This window comes from Flavobacterium sp. U410, from assembly GCF_053570605.1.
In genome coordinates, this window is record NZ_JBSEFI010000002.1 from 81,244 (window position 1) to 100,235 (window position 18,992).

Below are 18,992 nucleotides of genomic sequence, written 5' to 3' on the forward strand. Positions count from 1 at the left end.
ACATATTAACAAATCACTTCTCATAACGATAATGTCCAACAATTTTCCAATTGAAAAGGCAATCTTGTAAAACTTGTCCACTTCCTATGTTGTGGACAATTTTATTTTTACACAATTTTGTCATTCCGCAGGAATCTCATTTTAGGTATTTTAAATATAACTTTGTTTATTTTTGTCATTCTGTAAGAATCTAAAAAATAAACAAGGGAGTATTATGATTGAATATAACGAAGGTATTTATACTTTTTATGTTTACGTATTAACTAATGTGAATAAAACAGTTTTGTATACTGGTGTTACAAATCATCTGTCCAAAAGACTTTATGAGCATAAAGAAAAGATTAATCCAAAATCTTTTACATCAAAATATAATGTTCATTATTTAATTTATTTTGAAAAATTTTCTTGGATTCAATTGGCAATTGAAAGAGAAAAAGAAATTAAAAATTTAACACGTCAAAAAAAGTTAGATTTGATTTTAGCATTTAATCCTGAATTAGAATTTTTAAATAAAAGGTTTAAATATTCTGAACCAAAAGAGTAATTGATTTTTTTAAGTGTGTTTTTAGATTCTTACAGAATGACAAAACACACAATTTTCAAATCAACACATAAACAAATCAACAAATTTTCATACATTTGTTCTTATAAACGCCAAATAAAATTTTATGTATACGCCAATTAATCAGTGGGCTGAAGACGATCGCCCGCGTGAAAAATTTCTGCTTAAAGGAAAATCTTCCTTATCCGATTCTGAACTTTTAGCCATTCTTATCGGTTCGGGTTCTCGCAACGAGAGCGCCGTTCAATTATGTCAACGCATTTTAGCTACTTCACAGAATAATCTTAATCTCCTCGGCAAATTGTCCATTCAGCAATTGATGAATTTTAAGGGAATTGGTGAAGCCAAGGCAATTTCTATTGCAGCTGCTTTAGAACTGGGAAGAAGGAGGCGAGAAGAAGAAGTAATTGAACTCAAAAAAATCACATCAAGCAAGGCTGTTTTTGAAATCATGCAACCTTTGATCGGAGAATTGCTTCATGAAGAATTTTGGGTTTTATTTCTCAACAATTCGAATAAAGTCATTTACAAAACACAAATCAGTAAAGGCGGAATAACGGGAACAGTTGTTGATATTCGAATTATCTTTAAGCTGGCTTTGGAGCATAACGCTACATCGGTAATATTATCTCATAATCATCCTTCGGGTAAACTAAGTGTTAGCGAGGCCGATAAACATATTACTAGGAAAATTAAAGCTGCGGGACAAAGTCTGGATATTCAAGTGTTAGATCATGTGATCATAACCGACAAAAGTTACTATAGTTTTGTAGATGGAGGAATATTTTAAATAGGATGTCACCTTGAACGGCGTCGAAAGGTTTCTATTAAAAGAAAATTAGGTTATTTTTTTAGAAAGTATTAAGATATTTTTTTTGCTAAATACGTATCTTGCAAGCTGTTTGTTCTCGACTTCGCTCGAACTGACAATATTCAAAAATTTAAAACTCATAGTTCATAATTAAGAGAATGATTAGCACCAAAGGAATAACTTTTTCGTATGCCGATGATCAACAGTTTCACATGCCCGATTTGCATTGTGATGCAGGAAGTACCATCTTAATTACAGGCGATTCGGGAAAAGGGAAAACAACCTATTTACACATTTTAGCAGGTTTGCTGAAACCTAAAACCGGAGAAATTTGGATTGATAAAACAGATATTGTTCCGCTTTCGGAAGCTAAAGGCGATAAATTCAGGGGAAAACACATTGGTTTAGTGTTACAAAAATCCATTTTTGTGAGTGCTTTTACGGTTTTAGAAAATTTAGAAATGGCAAGTTGGTTGGCAACTGGAAAGAAAAATACCGAAAGAGCTAAAAGACTTTTGGAACAATTAGATATTGCCAATCAAGCAAATAAATTGCCTAATCAACTAAGTATTGGTCAGCAACAACGCGTGTCTATTGCTCGTGCTCTGATGAACGAACCTAAAGTGCTTTTGGCAGACGAACCTACATCGAGTTTGGATGGTAAAAATGCGGAAAAAGTAATTCAGTTATTAACGCATTTGTCTAAAGAATACAAAGCGGCTTTAGTAATAGTAACACACGATGTCCGAATCAAAGAGAAGTTTACTAACAAAATAACAATGGTATAATGATCACAAAATTAGCTTGGCGAAATATTTGGTTTAAGCAGTTGAACACTATTTTGAGTATTATTTTGTTGACTTCAAGTGTGGCAATTATTACGGTTTTAATCTTATTGGAAAAACAATTCGAAGAAAAATTCAACAATAATATCGATGGAATCGATTTGGTCATGGGTGCGCAAGGAAGTCCGTTGCAATTGATTTTGTCTTCTGTTTATCAAGTGGACGCTCCAACCGGAAATATCAGCTTTGATTCGGCAAAAGTTTGGATGCAAAATCCAATGGTTGGTAAAGCAATTCCGTTGGCTTTTGGAGATAATTACAGAGGTTTTAAAATTTTGGGGACAACCCAAGATTATCTAGAAAAATATGGTGCTAAAATTTTGAAAGGAAAGACATTTGAGAAGAACTTCGAAGTTGTTTTGGGAAGTGAAGTGGCTCAAAAACTTAATCTGAAAGTGGATGATGAATTTTTTGGTTCGCATGGCGATGCTGAAGAAGGAGAAGTTCACGAAGATTTTGCGTATAAAGTAGTAGGAATTGCTGCTCCGACCGGTAAAGTGGTTGATAATTTAATTTTGTCAAATATTCCAAGTGTTTGGCAAATGCACGGTTCCCATGATGAAGAAGCACACGAACATGGAGAAAATCCGGCACATGGAGAAGAAGGGCATCAGCATGAAGAAGGAGACGAACACGAACATCATGAGCATCATGAACACGAAGAACAAATGACCATTGATGAACCCGGTATGGAAATTACTTCAGTTTTATTGCAAATGCGTAATCCAATGGCAAAATTGACTTGGCAACGTATTATTCCGCAAAATACCAAAATGCAAGCCGCTTCACCGGCTATCGAAATCAATAGACTGTTTTCTTTATTTGGAGTTGGAATCGATGCTTTACGCTATTTGGCTTACGGAATTATGTTGATTTCCGGAATCTCCATTTTTATTGCGTTGTTCAATACACTAAAAGAACGTAAAAATGAATTTGCCTTGATGCGCGTTAACGGTGCCAAAAGATTTCAGCTGTTAAAACTAGTTTTAATAGAAAGTTTGCTTTTGTGTATCGTTGGTTTTATTTTTGGTACAGTTTTGGGAAGAGTAGGTTTAGTGTTGATTTCAAAATCGGCAGAATCGGATTTTAAATTGAGTTTTAATCCTTACGAATTTATTTGGAACAAAGAAGGTTGGTTGTTGGTGTTAACATTATTAGTAGGTGTTGCCGCCGCCTTAATTCCAGCTCTAAAAGCATATACATTAAATATTTCAAAAACATTAGCACATGCGTAATTTATATAAGTTAGGAGTGGCTTTAGTTGTAGCCATTGCACTATTTAGTTTTACCGATAAAAAAGAGAATTTTAAAAATAAAACTGCTGAAAATGTGGTTTTAACAGATACGTTGACTTGGAAATTGTTGAGTCAAATCGATTATACTAAAAAGCCTGATAAAACCTATGGCGAAGTGATGTTTCCTGTAATTAATCCGAAGTTAAAAGCCATGCAAGGCAAACCTATTGTAATTAGCGGTTTTATTATTCCGATTGATACAAAGAATTATGCAATTAGTAAAAATGTGTTTGCTTCTTGTTTCTTTTGTGGGAAATCAGGCCCGGAAACCATTATGGGAATTAAATTTAAAGATGGTTTACCAAAGTTAAAAACCGATCAGTATGTGACTTTGAAAGGAACATTTCGTTACAACGATAACGATGTGGAAGATTGGATTTACCACGTTGAAAATGCTGTTATTACCGCAGGCAAATAGTTAGAAATGTAGATTTTAACTTTGTGTAAATTATTATCTTCAAATTAACAGATTATCAAATCAACAAATTAGCAATAAATTGTTTCAACATAAAAAACACCTTTTCTTTGATTTAGATCATACACTATGGGATTTCGACAGGAATTCGGCAGTGGCTTTTGATGTTATTTTCAGAGAACGCGGATTTGATTTTAATACGGATGACTTTTTAAAATTGTACATTCCAAGAAACCAACATTATTGGAAATTGTATCAAGTCAATCAAATTTCTCACGAAGATTTACGTTATTATCGTTTGAAAGATGTTTTTGATGCGTTACGTGTTGAGGTTTCTAGAGAAACAGTAAATGAACTTTCGGAAGAATATATCACACATTTGCCCAATAGTAATCATTTGTTTGATGGTGCTATTGAAGTTTTAGAGTATTTGAAGCCTAATTATCATTTGCATATTATTACCAACGGATTTCATTTTGTTCAAGATAAAAAGCTGAAAAACTCAAATATTGAGCATTTTTTTCAAACGGTAACCAATTCAGAAATGGCCGGAGTAAAAAAACCACACCCTACTATTTTTGAACACGCATTACAATTGGCAAAAGCCGAAAAAGAAGAAAGTGTAATGATAGGGGATAGCCTTGATGCAGATATTGAAGGAGCCTTAAATTTTGGAATAGATGCTATTTTTTTTAATACAGAAAAGATAGAAGTAGAAGAAAAAGTAACACAAATCAATCATTTATTAGAATTAAAGAAAATATTATAATGAAAAAATTACTTGTAATTATTACGTTGTTAGTTACTGTTACTAATTGGTCTCAAGAGAGATATAAATATGTTATTGTTCCGGCTAAGTTTGAGTTTTTAAAAGAAGCCGACAAATATGGATTAAATACATTAACAAAATCCTTTTTTGAAACAGAAGGGTTTACCGTTTTTTATGATACAGAAGAGCTTCCTTTAGACATTGCTAATAATCGTTGCAGTGTTTTATATGCAAATGTAATTGATCAAAGTAAACTGTTTACTACAAATATTGCATTTGAAATTAAAGATTGCTTAGGTAAAATATTGTTAGTTAGTGAAATAGGGAGTAGTCGTGAAAAATCTTATGAAGTTGCTTATAAAGAAACTTTTAGAGAAGCATTAAGCTCAATGAAAGGACAATTAAATTTCAAAAATAATTATATAAAAAGTACTAATAAGGAAGTCATTGTTTCCTCTGTTTCAAATGAAGATAAAATAAAAACTGAAACTCCAAAAGTAACTAGTGTGAATCAATTGTTTGCTTTACCGATTGAAAATGGATATAAGTTAGTAGATAGTGTTCCAACTATAATTTATACAATTCAAGAAAGTTCAGTTGATACGGTTTATTTTGCTCAAAAAGGAGACATAAATGGTATTTTTCATAAGAAAATTAATGGTTGGTTTTTTGATAGTTATCAAAATGGAAAATTGATTTCGGAGAAAGTCGATGTGAAGTTTTAGTAAAAAGTAAAAAGTATTTTGCACTAACCACCTAATACCCATACTTATCTTTCCATCTATTTTTTAAAAACTGACGTAACTCGCGCTCGCGGGCATTTTCTCCCGGTTCAAAAAATCTGGTTTCCGAAATTTCAGTAGGTAAGAATTCCTGTTCGGCAAAGTTGTTTGGAAAATCATGAGCATATTTGTATTCGTCTCCATAACCTAATTCTTTCATCAGTTTGGTAGGCGCATTACGAAGATGAAGCGGAACCGGCAAATCGCCGGTTTGTTTAACCAATTGTTGCGCTTTGCCAATCGCCATATAACTAGCGTTGCTTTTAGCGGAAGTTGCCAAATAAATAGCACACTGACTCAATATAATTCTACTTTCAGGGTAACCAATAGTTGTTACCGCTTGAAACGTATTATTTGCCATAATTAATGCCGTAGGATTAGCATTCCCAATATCTTCGCTAGCCAAAATCAACATTCTTCGAGCAATGAATTTTACATCTTCACCACCTTCAATCATGCGAGCTAACCAATATACAGCACCATTTGGGTCACTTCCTCTAATCGATTTGATAAAGGCAGAAATAATATCATAATGCTGTTCACCGGTTTTGTCGTATAAAACCGTATTCTTTTGAACTAGTTGCATTACTTTGTCATTAGTGATTTCAATTTCATCACCTTCAGTAGCATTGATAACTAATTCAAAAACATTTAATAACTTTCTTCCGTCGCCACCCGAAAGTCGCAATAAAGCTTCTGTTTCTTTTAATTGAATATTTTTGGTTTTCAAAACTTCATCAACGGCAATAGCACGATGTAAAAGGGCTTCCAAATCTTCTTTGGTGAACGGATTTAAAACATAAACCTGACATCTCGACAGTAAAGCGGGAATCACTTCAAAACTCGGATTTTCAGTCGTTGCACCTATTAATGTAATCCAACCTTTTTCGACAGCAGCTAATAAAGAATCTTGTTGCGATTTACTAAAACGATGAATCTCATCAATAAACAAAATAGGATTTTTAGCCGTAAAAAGACCACCACTTTGTTTGGCTTTTTCAATCACTTCGCGCACTTCTTTAACGCCCGAATGAATAGCACTCAATTGATAAAACGGACGCTTACTTTCCTCAGCCATAATCTGAGCAAGTGTTGTTTTTCCTGTTCCCGGAGGTCCCCACAAAATCAAACTAGGAATGATTCCTCTGGCAATTTGATGAGTTAGTGAACCTTGTTCACCAACTAAATGCAATTGGCTAATATATTCTGATAAATGTTGTGGTCGTATGCGTTCTGCTAAAGGTGCTTCCATACTGTAAAAGTACATTTTTTTCAATTTTATATAAAAGAAAAAGGTTTGAAATTAAATTTCAAACCTTAAGTGATTTTATAACGATTTGGTTTATTCGTGTTTATCTGAATTTTTCGAAAGTAATAAATCTCGGGTGTTTTTTTGAACCGAAATTGCCGAGAATAGACTTAACAGGAATGACATGCCGTAAAAACCTTTTTCACTTAATTCTAAATCAGCATTCCAAAGTCCAATTACTAGTAAAGTGATTGATGCAATAGTTGTGAACCAGCTTATTCCATAATACATATCGGTTACTGGAATTCCTTCGGCTCTATCTCTTACTGATTTTTGGATAGAAATTACAGAGAATAAACCAAACAATAAAATAGTGAAATAGTAACCTTTTTCGTTTAATTGCATCTGTGCATTCCAAAGTCCAATACAATAAGAAACCATTCCGGTTATAAGTGAAAGCCATGCTGCTCCAATAAAAGCATCGGTTGGTTTTTGAACAATTATAATTTCTTTAGTTTTTGTATTCGCTTGTTCTACATTGTTTACTTGATTTGTTTCCATAATTTTAGATTTAAATTTCTAAAGCAAAGAAAGGGACAAGAAGAAGGTCAAACAATGAACTTCGGTTAACAAATTTGGAGGCAATTATATTTTTGCACGAATTCTGCTTAAGGCTTGTGGTGTAATACCAATGTAAGACGCTAAATACTTCTGTGGGATTTCCTGAATGAGGTTTTGTTGTTCTTTAAATAAGTTTAAATAGCGTTCGGTTGGCGAATCTTTCATAAAACTGAGTTCTCTTTTTGATTTATACATAAAGAATTCTTCAGCAAAAACTCTACCCATAGATTCTCCGCAAGAAGTGTTTTTATAGATTTCATCTAAATCTTCTTTGGTAATAAAAATCACTTTCGATTTCGTTAAACTTTGAATACAGGCAACACTTGGTGTTTGCGTAAGAAATGATGAATAACTGCTAATTAATTCATTAGGGAAACCAAAATCAGAAGTAACATCTTTTTCAGGGAGTTCAATGAAAATACGAAAAACACCTTCTAAAATAAAATAGATGTTTTGTTCGACTTGATGAGTAGTAATAAGAAATTCTTTTTTCTTAAATTCTTTTACTTGAAGTTTTGGATTTATAAAGTTCCAATCGTTTTCAGAAATTTCTACTTTTTCTGCTAAAATTTTCCGTAATCTTTCCACGAAATAAATGTAATTTTTTGCAACTAAAATAAAAAATAAATTGAATTAATTTTGATTTTGTCAGGTTTTCAGCAGTAGTTATGACAAAATTTCGGGAATATAATTCTGGTGTTATATTTGAGAATCAATTTATGCAAATCTGTCATTTGAAATTAAAAAGATTGTATAAAGAAGTAGTATGAAACAAATTATCAGAGACCACCAGTTTAAATTTTCAGAATCAGTTGTTTTATGGCCTTTGATTTTTGTTGCTTTAATGTGGTTGGTTTTTTGGATAGAAACTAAGTTTCATGTTAACTTTCATCATTGGGGAATTTATCCTCGCGAGTGGTTTGGTGTAAAAGGAATTTTGTTCAGTCCTTTTTTACATTCCGATTTTCAGCATATTGTCAATAACTCTTTTACTTTAATCGTTTTATTGGCATTCCTTCGGTATTTTTATAAAGAACAAACTTGGTTAGTAGTTTTTCTCGGTATCTTTTTTTCGGGTTTAGGAACGTGGCTTTTAGGTCGACCGAGTTATCATATTGGTGCCAGTGGACTGATTTATGTTCTGGTAAGTTTTATCTTTTTTAAAGGGATTTTTACTAAATATTTTCGTTTAATGGCGGTTTCCTTTGTGGTGGTTTTGCTTTACGGAGGAATGCTTTGGTACATGTTTCCGGAAGTTGATCAAAAGATTTCGTGGGAAGGTCATTTGAGTGGTTTTGTTACGGGACTGTTTATGGCAATGCTCTTAAAAACACCTCAATTTGGAAAGCCAATACTATACAATTGGGAACATCCTGATTTTAATCCCGAAGAAGATAAATTCATGCGGAATTTTGATGAAAACGGTAATTTTAATCCGCCACCAAAAATTATAATACAAGAAGAGGAAGATTCTGTTAAAAATTATTTTACATCGTCTATTAAAGTGATATATGATTATTTAGGAATAAAAAAGAATTTACCTTAAAGAAGTTTTTTTTATTTTATCTTTTTTCAATAACTTTTTCTATCGGTAACCTTCTTTTAGGGGTGATGTCAGGTTGATTCTTGTCTTCAAAGCTTCTTTTTCCCAAAGCGACAGCAAATACAGATTTATAATCTCTGGAAGGATTTAAAATGTTATCATATTTGTCAGGTTCTATACCGCCCATAGGAGTAGTGTCAATATCCATAGTTGCACACGCACTCAATAAAACACCTAATGCAATATGAACTTGTTGGATCATCCAGTTTTTTGTGTAAGATTCTCCTAAAGGCTTTATCCGGTCTTTATAGTACGTTAGTGCATATTCCGGTAAATTTTCAGCAATTTGTTTTTCAAATAAATCTAAGCGGTCAATAACATTGAAAACAATTAGGTGACTGCAATCTTCCACTTTTTCTTTATTGTGAAATGAAAAAGGAGCTAAGGATTTTTTTATTTCCTGATCGGAGATAATAGTGAATTTCCAAGGCTGAGTATTAAGAGAAGAAGGACTTAATCGTAAGATTTCCTCAATAGCAATTAACTGTTCATCTGTTAGTTTTGCTGTTGCGTCATACTTTTTTGTGGTATAACGTTTTTTCATCATTTCCAAGAAATTCATAAGTTTTCGATTTAGATTATAAATTTAACTAGTGTTTATTTTCTATACAAGAAGTCTCATGTTTTTTTATGTTTAATTTAATTGTTAGAAATATTGTTTTGTATTAGCGATTTGAAAAGGGGTGTTTTCAATTTTTTAATAAGAATAAATATTTTGAATAGAGGAAAGTTTAATATGTTTTGATAGGTAGAAAAATATTTCTAATTGCTGAATAAGCTCTTTTTACGTATATTTCGCTAAAAATTAATATAGTTTTTACATTGCACAAAATTTAACTTTAATAAAAAGTGTAATAATTTTTATTAAGTCTAAATAAATTTTATTTTTGCAAAGTTTATTAAACGTATTGAATTAAAGTATTGATAGAAAATGAACTTTAGTAGAAAATATAATATAGCCCCACTTTGTTTTCTAGTACTGTTTTTGTCTGGAATAAATCTTTTTTCGCAGAATTCAGACAAAATGGAATTACAAAAGAAGGTTGTGGCAAACGGACAACTTTTTAAAAGAAATATAGATGAAGCTTTTCAGCAAATGGATGAATTGCTGGAAGTATCTTTACGGTTAAAAGACTCGGCTTCTGAATTGAAAATATTGGATAGAAAATGTAGGTACTACTATGCTAAAAGAGATGCTGAAAAATTAATGGTATTTTCTGAACAGTTAAAAGAAAAGTCAGAAGGTTATCATAATATACAGATGCAGGGGATGTCTCATATTTATCTTGCCGAAACATACTCAATCAATCAATTCTATGACCAATCAATTACTGAACTAGAAACGGCTTTAAAAATACTTGAAAAAGGAGACCCAAAAGATATTACAGTTTTTTTTACAAAAGTAAATGCTTTAAATGGTTTTGCAAATGTTTACAATTACAAAGGACAGCCAGAAAAAGCTGTTGAAAAGCTCTTAGAAGTAGTAGATAATTATGATAAGCTTCCTGATCCTGAGGATGTGAAAAGATACCAATATATTAATTATTCAAATTTAGCTAATACTTATGTTTTGTTTGATCTTGAAAAAGCAGAATATTATGCTTTAAAATCAAATGCTTTAAAGCCAAAAGACTCTCCCGATGATAATATAATGATGACCAATTATTTTGTACTTGGCTTAGTTTGTAAAGGTGAAAAAAAGCATAAAGAAGCTTTAGATTATTTTCAAAAGTCTTATCAATTAAGTAAAGTTAATGGGGAGGAGTTAAATCTTGAAGAGTTATATCAGAATCTTGAAGAAATTCATAGAATTTTAGGAGATTCTGCTCAAGCCGCTTTTTTTGGAGAAAGATTAAAAGAAGTTCGACTTTCTACATTGGAGAGTAAGTATAACTCTCTTCAAAAAATTATGGATAAGGGCGCTACTACAGTTAAAGAAAAAAAAGGAAAAAAAATACCAGTATGGATATTTTATGTAATAGGAACTTCAATTCTGATTGTTATAGGGGGGTGGATTTATGTATTTAGAAAAAAGCAAGAAACAAAGGAAATATTTATAACAGATTATGATGACTTGATAGAAATGATCCGAAAAGATGATCCTGCATTTATGTTCGCTTTTGAGAAATTATATCCGGATTTTTCAGATAAACTTCTGAATATTGATTCTACATTAAATAAAACTGAAATTGAATTTTGTGCATTACTTAAACTCAATCTTTCAACAAAAAAGATAGCCGAATTAAAGTTTATAGAGATACGAACGGTTCAAAATAAAAAATATCGAATTAGGAAAAAGCTCAATATACCTCCGGCAGTTGATATTTACAATTGGTTCGCTTCTGTTTAATTTTTGACAAAATCAAGAGTTTTTGTTTAAAAAAACGTTAAAAGTACCTATAAAGTAGTTAATGAGTAGCTAATGAGTAGCCTTTTTTTGTTAAAAAAGAACGGGTTGAGTATTAAAAAATAAAAAAATGTTAAATTTTTAACAGAGATTTGTGGTGAATACTTTTTTAAAAGAAAATTATTAACCATTGAATTATGAAAAAACTTTACCAATCAATTAAAAAATTAACATTAGCTTGTTTGTTATTTTCAGCAAGTATTAATGCCCAAACGTGGGAAGATGTCGGAACATCAGGTAGTATATCAGCTTCAACAAGTAGCTGGAATAATCTGGCAGTTGATGCTAGTGGAAATTATTATGTTTCTTATTATGATCTTTCAGTAAGCAAAGGATCTGTACAAAAGTTTGATGGAACGTCATGGAGTTATTTAGGAGGGGCTGTCGGAATAACTACAGGTTCAGCAACTTATAGTTCTCTTTCTCAAGACGATATGGGGAATACATATTATACAAATCAAGCGGCTTATCCGTCTACAGGAGTAGAAGTGCGTCAATTTGACGGTACATCTTGGACACAATTGACTAGCGCAACAACAAGTTCAGCTAATTATCAGGCTTCAAAAGTTTCTCCTTCAAACGTTCTATTTGTATATAGTTCTGATGGTTCTGGTACGGTAAGACGTCTCGTTAACGGAACTTGGGAGCAAGTTGGAAGTGCCGGAATAGCAGGAGCAGTACCTTATAATGCAGAAATGGTAATAGGAACAGACAATAAAGTATATGTTTGTCATTATGCTTCAGGAGTAAAAGTGTATTCTAATCTTACAACAGCAACAGATTCTGATTCTTGGACGCTTGTTGGAGGAGGAACAGTAGGTTCAGGTTTTACAGAAACTACACATGCTACTTCGGATATAGCAATTGATGGTAGTAACAATATTTATGTGGTTTATTCTTCAAATGCTGCAAATAACAGAAGATTAAATGTTAAAAAATTTAATGGAACTTCTTGGGATCAAGTAGGAGATGCTAATTTCGGAATATCAAATGACCTTTATGATGTAGCTATTGCGGCAAGTCCTAATGGAGAAGTTTATGTCGTAGCTAGTGGTTGGGCTGTAAATAGCGGTAGAAATACAGCTTATAAATTAAATCAATCAACAAATACGTGGGAAACTTTCGGTGGCGATTTCATTTCAACGAGTACTGCAACTTATAATGATCTAGTTTATGATGCTATTAACGATGTTTTGGTATTGACATATACAGAAAGCGGTGTTAAAGTTAAAAGAATAGAAACAACAGAAGTAACTTATGATCCTGTAACTTCGGTTGATGTTACTACTTCAGGAAGTGTAGCTGCTGAAATTACTCAAAATGCCGGAACGCTACAATTAGTAGCAACTGTAAACCCATCAGGAGCAAACCAAGGTGTGACTTGGAGTATTATAAATGGTGGTGAATATGCTTCTTTGGGTGCTAATGGCTTAGTTTCTGCTTTAGCAAACGGGACTATTACTATTAGAGCAACTTCTGTACAAGATACTAGTATGTATGACGAAATAGATATCGTTATTTCAAATCAAGTTATTCCGAGTACTTGTACATTCTCTGCTTTAGAACTTAGCGGATTTAATGCAGATGTAGTGGCAGAAGGAACAGGCGGTAATACGGTTGATAAAACAACACATACTGTAGATGCCTTTTATACTTTTTATGCTCAAGATTTTGTACCTTTAAACCCTCATTCTTCAGGAGCTAGTGCTGATGCTTATGGCGGAGGTTTTCCAAATAACGGAACTTTGTCTAATACAGCAGTTAGCGGGCTTTCTTTTCAATTAGCTGATTTTAGTGCTAACAATGCGTTAGTATTAAGAAATAGTGTAACAAATCAAGGAACGTTAACATTAGCGACACCTAAAAAAGCACAAACCATTTACATAGCAGCTGTTAGAGGCGAAGGTGGTTCTACGTCAGCAGATAATCATGATGTAACAGCTACAGTTAATTTCTCTGACGGAAGTAGCGAAGTTTTAGTATTCCAAGCAACAGCTTGGTGGTTTGATAGTGGTGCGCCTTCAAATATCGTGATGGCCAATACAGGAGAAGTTTCAAGAAACACTGCAACAACAGGATGGGCTCCAAGAAACGAATTCAGAGGCTTAACAAATACAAATCTTTTTTATAACGAATTAACATTAGATCCTTCAAACTATGCTAAAAATATTATTTCCATTGATTTTGACAAAGCAGTTACTTCAAACGATGCACACACAACAGCAATCTTAGGAATCAGTATTTGTGAGTCAAATTACACATCTGAAATAACAGGGTTTAATTATGATATTATTGCAAATGGAATAGGAGATGCATCGGCTTCTTCGGATTTAGGTTTAGATGAAGTAAATTCAAGAGCTTTAGTATCTTTAGATTTTCAGGCAACAGCTAGTAGTAGTTTCCCAACTTATGGGTTACCGGCAGATGGTGTGATTAATAGTGCAAATACTTCAGGAGTAACGTTCCAATTAGCTGATTATTCAGGACCAAATGCATTATATTTAACACCATCATACGTGACAGGTTCTGTTAATACTCAAAGTTCAGGAACACTATCTTTTTCAGCAGATAATGTAGGCAATATTTATATTCTATCAGCAGCAGCAGGTGGAGGTTCATCTAACTTGCCATATACCGCAGTTGTTAATTTTAGTGATGGTTCTTCTCAAACAGCAGATTTGCAAGCAAAAGATTGGTATGATGGTTCAGGATATGCAATTCAAGGAATCGGTAGAGTAAATAGAGCAAATAACAATTTAGAAGGAAGTGCTTCAAATCCAAGGCTATATGAAGATGTAATTACATTGTACCCTGCAAATCAGACTAAAATAATTACAGGTATTACATTTAGTTTTGCAGGTGATTCAACAGCGCCTTGGGCAAATGAAATCAGATTAGCTATATTAGCTGTTACAACAACCCAGTCAACATTGAGTTCAGAAAGTTTTGATAAAGTTCAAACGGAAATTAGCGTTTATCCAAATCCGACACTTGGAGTAATTACAGTAAAATCGAATTCTGATTTAGCCTCAGTTCAAGTGTATAACTCAATTGGTCAGGAAGTTCTGGAATCAAAAGTTCAAAAAGAGATTGATTTATCAAACTTACCATCAGGTATTTATATTGTAAGAATACAATCAATAGAAGGTATAATTTCAATACATAAAGTGATAAAAAAATAGATATTAATTTGTAAGATTATAAAACAAGAAATTCAAAAAAATGAATTTCTTGTTTTTGATTTTTTAAAACTATAAAACCATAAAACAAACAATTTAATGAAAACAAAAATTATCTTATTTTTTATTTTAATCAGTACTTTTTTTAATAGTGCAAAAGCTCAAAATGTATCTTATACTGTATTTGATGAGATTTTATTTTATGATGGTTATGCTACTGTTGTTGATTATCCTGTTCCGGAAGGAGTTATAAGACATAGAAATGACTTATATGCAAGGAAGCTTACAGAAGATGTGTTGGCCTCTTTCGGAGATCAGATAACTATAAATGTAACTATAAAAGCAGCTTGTGATAATTATGATCGAATAGGGAATGTAAACCTGGCTTTTGTACCCAAAGGACAAAATACGTACGATTCTAATGCTGTACAGAAGATAGAAGTAGGAAGATACATAACCCCTTTTATGGATAAAAATGTTAGTCCGGATGAAGTCCCTTATAGCTATACTGTTGATAATTTAGGTGAAATTTTTAAGGATAACTCAATTATAGCAAACTATGATATTTGGGTTGAATTAGAGTTATTTGGAGTTCCTTATGCTGCCAATACGGAAATTGCAGGATGCTCCGGAAGAAGTGACGTCTTCTTTGGAACTTTAGAGATTGTTTCTACAGGAACTTTGGAGCAAAATAATCGAAATTTTCTTCTGCCTCTTTCCATGAAAGCAAATTTTAATAATTATCAAGAAGGAGCAAGTGATGCTATTGGAACCACAACAAAGACAATAACCTTCACTTTAGCAGAAGCTATTGAAAATGCCAAACTGTATTTAATCATATCAAATCATGGAGCAGGTTCTGGAGGTGAAGAATATGTTAGAAGATGGCATTATGTTTATTTTGATGGTACTTTAAGGTTGTTCTATAAACCAAGCGGAATCTCTTGTGAACCTTATAGAGTATATAATACACAACCTAATGGTATTTATGGAACAACTCCTCAATCAACTACTTGGTGGGCAAGTTGGAATAATTGGTGTCCGGGGAATTCAATTCCTATTAAAGAAGTAGATTTAGGTGACTTAACGGCAGGGACACATACTTTCGTTATCTCTGTTCCGGATGCTCAATTTGTTAATCAAGATGGCAATTTTCCATTATCCTTATACTTACAAGGACAATATATAGAAACCGCAGGTTTAACATCTTTCGATGAAACATCCCTTAACATATATCCAAATCCTGCTACAGATTTTCTAACAATTGATGCTTCAGAAAACATAGCAAATTTAAAAGTAGTTAACATTTTAGGGGAAAGAATGAGTTGTAAACTAAACTCAAATCGCCTGGATATTTCTCATTTAGAAGCGGGAATATATATTGTTCAAGTTGAGTTCGAAAATGGAGTTAAACTTAATAATAAAATAGTAAAGCAATAATTTTGTTATAAAACTTAATAAATTCTTTTGCTTAAAGAAATCATGTTAAGTTTACTGAATGTAAAATTTAAAATATCATGATGAAAGAAAAAATACTATTTCGCTTTTTAGTTTTTGTGTTATTATTTGGAGTAGATTCTGAATTGATAGCTCAACAATATCAGCCTTTACAAATTACGTCTGGTTTCAATCAAGACGTTATAGCTAATGGAGTAGGTTCACCTCTTAATTCCAGCTCTTCAGGGATAGATGGATCAAATTATGCTCTTCTTTCTACAGATTATCAGGCTACAACTGGAGGAACTACATATTCTAATGCTATTCCCGCAAGCGGTTTGATAACAAGTATGGATGATGCAAATTTAACTTTTCAGTTGAATTCATTATCCTCAAATAATTCATTGCGTTTAGCAAATCAAAACGATACTGGTACTTTAGCAGTATCAAATTCATTAGTAGCTATAGGCGTTTCTGCACTTGTTACATCAGGAGACGGGGCATCTACAGTTTCAGGAGTGATTACTTTTACAGATAATACTACTCAAACATTTTCAGGTCTTTCCATCCCGGATTGGTATAATTCAACCGCGCTTCCTGTAGCTTTATGGAATATGAGACGTATCAATAGAAACTCAGGTACAGTTGAAAACCCTTCAAATAACCCTAGACTTTATAGGTTAGATATTGATTTTGAGGTTACTAATTATGGAAAATCAGTTCAAACCATTCAATTCACAAAAACATCAGGAGGAGTAGCGAATATTCTAGCTGTATCTGCAAATACAACCACTTGTTTACCTCCTATTAATATCAGTGCAATCAATGGAACTTCAACGTCAGCAGATTTTATCTGGAGTTCATTAGGAACTGAAACACAATGGGAAATTATAATTCAAGCAGAAGGTTCACCGGCTCCCGGAAGTGGAGTGTCTGGAGTGTTGGTAAACAGTATGACGTATTTTGCCAATTTCTTTCAACCTAATGTAGGCTATGATATTTATGTAAGAGCAGTCTGTACTGCAGGTAGTGATTATAGTATCTGGTCAGGCCCTTACAATTATTATGCTCCACCAGCTAATGATAGTTGTTCTACACCGACAAATATACCTGTTAACTCTGGAGAAGATTGTATACAAGTGGCTTCAGGAGTTTTTCTAGGTTCGACGGTATCTCCGGAAGGAAGTTCTTGTGGTGCAACAAATGCCGGAGATATATGGTTTTCGTTTGTGGCTGAAAGTGAAGTTCAAGCCATTTCACTTTCTAACTTTAGTGGACCTAGTTTACCAATAGTGATGACTGTTTATGAAGGTAATGACTGTAATTCGTTATCACAAATTTTCTGTAGTTCGGTAAATTATATTACGGCTACAGGCTTAACAGTTGGAGAAACATATTATGTACAAGCATCTATTAACTCTACAGATACAAATCACAATTTAACATTAGATATTTGTGTGAGTACACCAACAATCACTTCTGGTAATAGCTTAGACTGTTTGATAGAGACTATCAATAGTGATTTTGAAAGTCCGGCTTTTTCTCTCAATTCAGGTGCTTGGTATAATCATAATCAAATCCAAGGCTGGAGAACAACGGCATCAGATGGTGTGATTGAAATGTGGAGCAGTGGTTTTCAAGGAGTAGATGCCTATTCTGGAAATCAATTTATTGAATTGAATGCAAATGAAGCTGCAGGAGTGTATCAAGATTTTGATACACCGGTTTCAACTACATTTAGTTTTAGTTTTGCACATAGAGGGAGATTGGGAACAGATACTTGTGGCTTGTATGTTGGTCCCCCGGAAGGTCCCTATACTTTAATTTTTACAGCAACAACAGGTAATAGTGACTGGGTTTATTATAATGATACTTATACAATCCCTAGTGGACAACCACAAACCCGATTTATTTTTCAGGCAATAAGTGCTGCAGGAGGAATTACTGTAGGGAACTTGTTAGACGCAATATCATTTACAGCAAATAACGGTATTTTAACAGACAATCCTTTGATTTTAGGTTGTGATGACAATTCGGCAAGTTTAATTGAAGCAGCCGGAGTAGGAACTTGGACGGCACATTCAGACAATCCTTCTCCAACGGTTATTGATAATCCAACTTCAAACACTCCGATAATTACAGGGTTCACAGAACCGGGAACTTATAGATATGATTGGGCTAACCTTTATTGTTCAACTACATTAGAGATCGTTTTTTCAGGTAATACGGTACCTGCACCAGATGTTGAAGATATAACGTATTGTTTAGGGCAAGTAGCATTACCTCTTGATGCAACAGCATTAAGCGGATACACATTAAACTGGTATACGGTAGCTGAAGATGGTACTCCTTTAACAGAAGCCCCTACTCCCGATACCTCCGTATCAGGTACAACGACCTATTATGTAAGTCAATCATCTGGAGCATCTACTTGTGAAGGACCAAGAGTACCTTTAAACGTTACAGTAAATAATCCGGTAGAGTTTACAATAAAAGGAGAATGTGAAGGCGTTAATTATTGGTTAACAGTCGAAGGAGAATTCTCAGATGAAGTAATGTATGAATGGACTGTAGAAAGCAATTCTTTTATACTGTCAGAAGAAAATAGTTTTAATGTAACAAACTATCTGGCTCAAAATCCTAGTGTTTCTATTCCAGAGGATGGGGTCACATTTCACTTAGGTGTAAATGACAATGGATGTGAATCTCAATCTGAATTTACAGTAACTTCTGCTTTTTGTACAATTCCTAGAGGAATTTCTCCTAATGGAGACGGATTGAATGATGAGTTTGATTTAACAGGTATGAATGTAGAAAAACTTTCAATTTACAATAGATATGGTAGAGCCGTTTATGAGTTTAGTGGAGAGTATACAAAAGAATGGAAAGGGCAAACAAATAATGGAAACGATTTACCAGATGCAACTTATTATTATTACATAAAAACACGTGAAGGAAAAGATTACACAGGTTGGGTTTATGTAAACAAAGAATATTAATTTTTGATGAATCAATAA

Annotated in this window: 16 protein-coding genes and 1 pseudogene; 12 read left to right on the top strand and 5 right to left on the bottom strand. The window is 33.1% G+C overall.

Annotation, left to right across the window (positions count from 1 at the left end):
* Window positions 1–13: 13 nt before the first annotated feature.
* Window positions 14–109, bottom strand: a pseudogene (locus tag ACUSJC_RS01975) (DUF1287 domain-containing protein); the annotation flags it as partial.
* Between the two features lie 105 nt (window positions 110–214).
* Between ACUSJC_RS01975 and ACUSJC_RS01980 the strand changes: the two are divergent.
* From ACUSJC_RS01980 to ACUSJC_RS02010, 7 genes are all read left to right on the top strand, one after another.
* Entirely contained in the window at window positions 215–544 is a 330-nt protein-coding gene (locus ACUSJC_RS01980; RefSeq protein WP_449267876.1) for a GIY-YIG nuclease family protein, read from the top strand.
* 124 nt (window positions 545–668) lie between these two features.
* On the top strand, window positions 669–1,352 hold the full coding sequence (radC, locus tag ACUSJC_RS01985) for a RadC family protein (protein ID WP_449267877.1): 684 nt from the start codon (window positions 669–671) through the stop codon (window positions 1,350–1,352).
* 179 nt (window positions 1,353–1,531) lie between these two features.
* Complete coding sequence (locus tag ACUSJC_RS01990) at window positions 1,532–2,161, top strand: ABC transporter ATP-binding protein (RefSeq protein WP_449267878.1); 630 nt, start codon at window positions 1,532–1,534, stop codon at window positions 2,159–2,161.
* On the top strand, window positions 2,161–3,453 hold the full coding sequence (locus ACUSJC_RS01995; protein WP_449267879.1) for an ABC transporter permease: 1,293 nt from the start codon (window positions 2,161–2,163) through the stop codon (window positions 3,451–3,453). Before ACUSJC_RS01990 ends, ACUSJC_RS01995 begins: the two co-directional genes overlap by 1 nt.
* Window positions 3,446–3,931 carry a hypothetical protein gene (locus ACUSJC_RS02000; RefSeq protein WP_449267880.1) on the top strand — a complete coding sequence of 162 codons (486 nt, stop codon included), beginning with the start codon at window positions 3,446–3,448 and terminating at the stop codon, window positions 3,929–3,931. The genes ACUSJC_RS01995 and ACUSJC_RS02000 overlap by 8 nt, the downstream gene beginning before the upstream one ends.
* A 79-nt stretch (window positions 3,932–4,010) precedes the next feature.
* Window positions 4,011–4,697 (top strand): YjjG family noncanonical pyrimidine nucleotidase, encoded by a 687-nt coding sequence (locus ACUSJC_RS02005; RefSeq protein WP_449267881.1) that lies wholly within the window; start codon window positions 4,011–4,013, stop codon window positions 4,695–4,697.
* Entirely contained in the window at window positions 4,697–5,422 is a 726-nt protein-coding gene (locus ACUSJC_RS02010; protein ID WP_449267882.1) for a hypothetical protein, read from the top strand. Before ACUSJC_RS02005 ends, ACUSJC_RS02010 begins: the two co-directional genes overlap by 1 nt.
* A gap of 31 nt (window positions 5,423–5,453) precedes the next feature.
* On the opposite strand, the gene ACUSJC_RS02015 is transcribed toward ACUSJC_RS02010, so the two are convergent.
* The 3 genes from ACUSJC_RS02015 to ACUSJC_RS02025 form a co-directional block, all read right to left on the bottom strand.
* Window positions 5,454–6,731, bottom strand: a complete 1,278-nt coding sequence (locus ACUSJC_RS02015) for a replication-associated recombination protein A (protein WP_449268037.1) — start codon at window positions 6,729–6,731, stop codon at window positions 5,454–5,456.
* A gap of 90 nt (window positions 6,732–6,821) precedes the next feature.
* A complete protein-coding gene (yiaA, locus tag ACUSJC_RS02020; protein ID WP_449267883.1) occupies window positions 6,822–7,289 on the bottom strand; it encodes an inner membrane protein YiaA in 468 nt (155 codons plus the stop codon).
* Window positions 7,290–7,373: 84 nt separating this feature from the next.
* Window positions 7,374–7,937, bottom strand: coding sequence for a Crp/Fnr family transcriptional regulator (locus tag ACUSJC_RS02025; protein ID WP_449267884.1), 564 nt, complete (start codon window positions 7,935–7,937; stop codon window positions 7,374–7,376).
* 178 nt (window positions 7,938–8,115) lie between these two features.
* Here ACUSJC_RS02025 and ACUSJC_RS02030 point away from each other — a divergent pair, with 178 nt between their 5' ends.
* Window positions 8,116–8,895, top strand: coding sequence for a rhomboid family intramembrane serine protease (locus ACUSJC_RS02030; RefSeq protein WP_449267885.1), 780 nt, complete (start codon window positions 8,116–8,118; stop codon window positions 8,893–8,895).
* A gap of 16 nt (window positions 8,896–8,911) precedes the next feature.
* On the opposite strand, the gene ACUSJC_RS02035 is transcribed toward ACUSJC_RS02030, so the two are convergent.
* Window positions 8,912–9,514 (bottom strand): NAD(P)H-dependent oxidoreductase, encoded by a 603-nt coding sequence (locus ACUSJC_RS02035; protein WP_449267886.1) that lies wholly within the window; start codon window positions 9,512–9,514, stop codon window positions 8,912–8,914.
* A 462-nt stretch (window positions 9,515–9,976) separates the two neighbouring features.
* On the opposite strand from ACUSJC_RS02035, the gene ACUSJC_RS02040 reads away from it, so the two are divergent.
* From ACUSJC_RS02040 to ACUSJC_RS02055, 4 genes are all read left to right on the top strand, one after another.
* Window positions 9,977–11,302 carry a tetratricopeptide repeat protein gene (locus ACUSJC_RS02040; RefSeq protein ID WP_449267887.1) on the top strand — a complete coding sequence of 442 codons (1,326 nt, stop codon included), beginning with the start codon at window positions 9,977–9,979 and terminating at the stop codon, window positions 11,300–11,302.
* Between the two features lie 194 nt (window positions 11,303–11,496).
* Entirely contained in the window at window positions 11,497–14,541 is a 3,045-nt protein-coding gene (locus tag ACUSJC_RS02045) for a T9SS type A sorting domain-containing protein (protein ID WP_449267888.1), read from the top strand.
* Between the two features lie 96 nt (window positions 14,542–14,637).
* Window positions 14,638–15,978: a peptide-N-glycosidase F-related protein gene (locus tag ACUSJC_RS02050; protein WP_449267889.1), complete on the top strand. Its 1,341-nt coding sequence runs from the start codon at window positions 14,638–14,640 to the stop codon at window positions 15,976–15,978.
* A 77-nt stretch (window positions 15,979–16,055) separates the two neighbouring features.
* Window positions 16,056–18,974, top strand: coding sequence for a T9SS type B sorting domain-containing protein (locus tag ACUSJC_RS02055; protein WP_449267890.1), 2,919 nt, complete (start codon window positions 16,056–16,058; stop codon window positions 18,972–18,974).
* The last annotated feature ends 18 nt before the right edge of the window (window positions 18,975–18,992 follow it).

What these genes read in the sequence shown, in the direction of transcription:
- ACUSJC_RS01980 (WP_449267876.1), top strand. Translation starts at nt 215, where the DNA reads ATGATTGAATATAACGAAGGTATTTATACTTTTTATGTTTACGTATTA.
- radC (WP_449267877.1), top strand. Translation starts at nt 669, where the DNA reads ATGTATACGCCAATTAATCAGTGGGCTGAAGACGATCGCCCGCGTGAA.
- ACUSJC_RS01990 (WP_449267878.1), top strand. Translation starts at nt 1,532, where the DNA reads ATGATTAGCACCAAAGGAATAACTTTTTCGTATGCCGATGATCAACAG.
- ACUSJC_RS01995 (WP_449267879.1), top strand. Translation starts at nt 2,161, where the DNA reads ATGATCACAAAATTAGCTTGGCGAAATATTTGGTTTAAGCAGTTGAAC.
- ACUSJC_RS02000 (WP_449267880.1), top strand. Translation starts at nt 3,446, where the DNA reads ATGCGTAATTTATATAAGTTAGGAGTGGCTTTAGTTGTAGCCATTGCA.
- ACUSJC_RS02010 (WP_449267882.1), top strand. Translation starts at nt 4,697, where the DNA reads ATGAAAAAATTACTTGTAATTATTACGTTGTTAGTTACTGTTACTAAT.
- ACUSJC_RS02015 (WP_449268037.1), bottom strand. Translation starts at nt 6,731, where the DNA reads ATGGAAGCACCTTTAGCAGAACGCATACGACCACAACATTTATCAGAA.
- yiaA (WP_449267883.1), bottom strand. Translation starts at nt 7,289, where the DNA reads ATGGAAACAAATCAAGTAAACAATGTAGAACAAGCGAATACAAAAACT.
- ACUSJC_RS02030 (WP_449267885.1), top strand. Translation starts at nt 8,116, where the DNA reads ATGAAACAAATTATCAGAGACCACCAGTTTAAATTTTCAGAATCAGTT.
- ACUSJC_RS02035 (WP_449267886.1), bottom strand. Translation starts at nt 9,514, where the DNA reads ATGAATTTCTTGGAAATGATGAAAAAACGTTATACCACAAAAAAGTAT.
- ACUSJC_RS02040 (WP_449267887.1), top strand. Translation starts at nt 9,977, where the DNA reads ATGGAATTACAAAAGAAGGTTGTGGCAAACGGACAACTTTTTAAAAGA.
- ACUSJC_RS02045 (WP_449267888.1), top strand. Translation starts at nt 11,497, where the DNA reads ATGAAAAAACTTTACCAATCAATTAAAAAATTAACATTAGCTTGTTTG.
- ACUSJC_RS02050 (WP_449267889.1), top strand. Translation starts at nt 14,638, where the DNA reads ATGAAAACAAAAATTATCTTATTTTTTATTTTAATCAGTACTTTTTTT.
- ACUSJC_RS02055 (WP_449267890.1), top strand. Translation starts at nt 16,056, where the DNA reads ATGATGAAAGAAAAAATACTATTTCGCTTTTTAGTTTTTGTGTTATTA.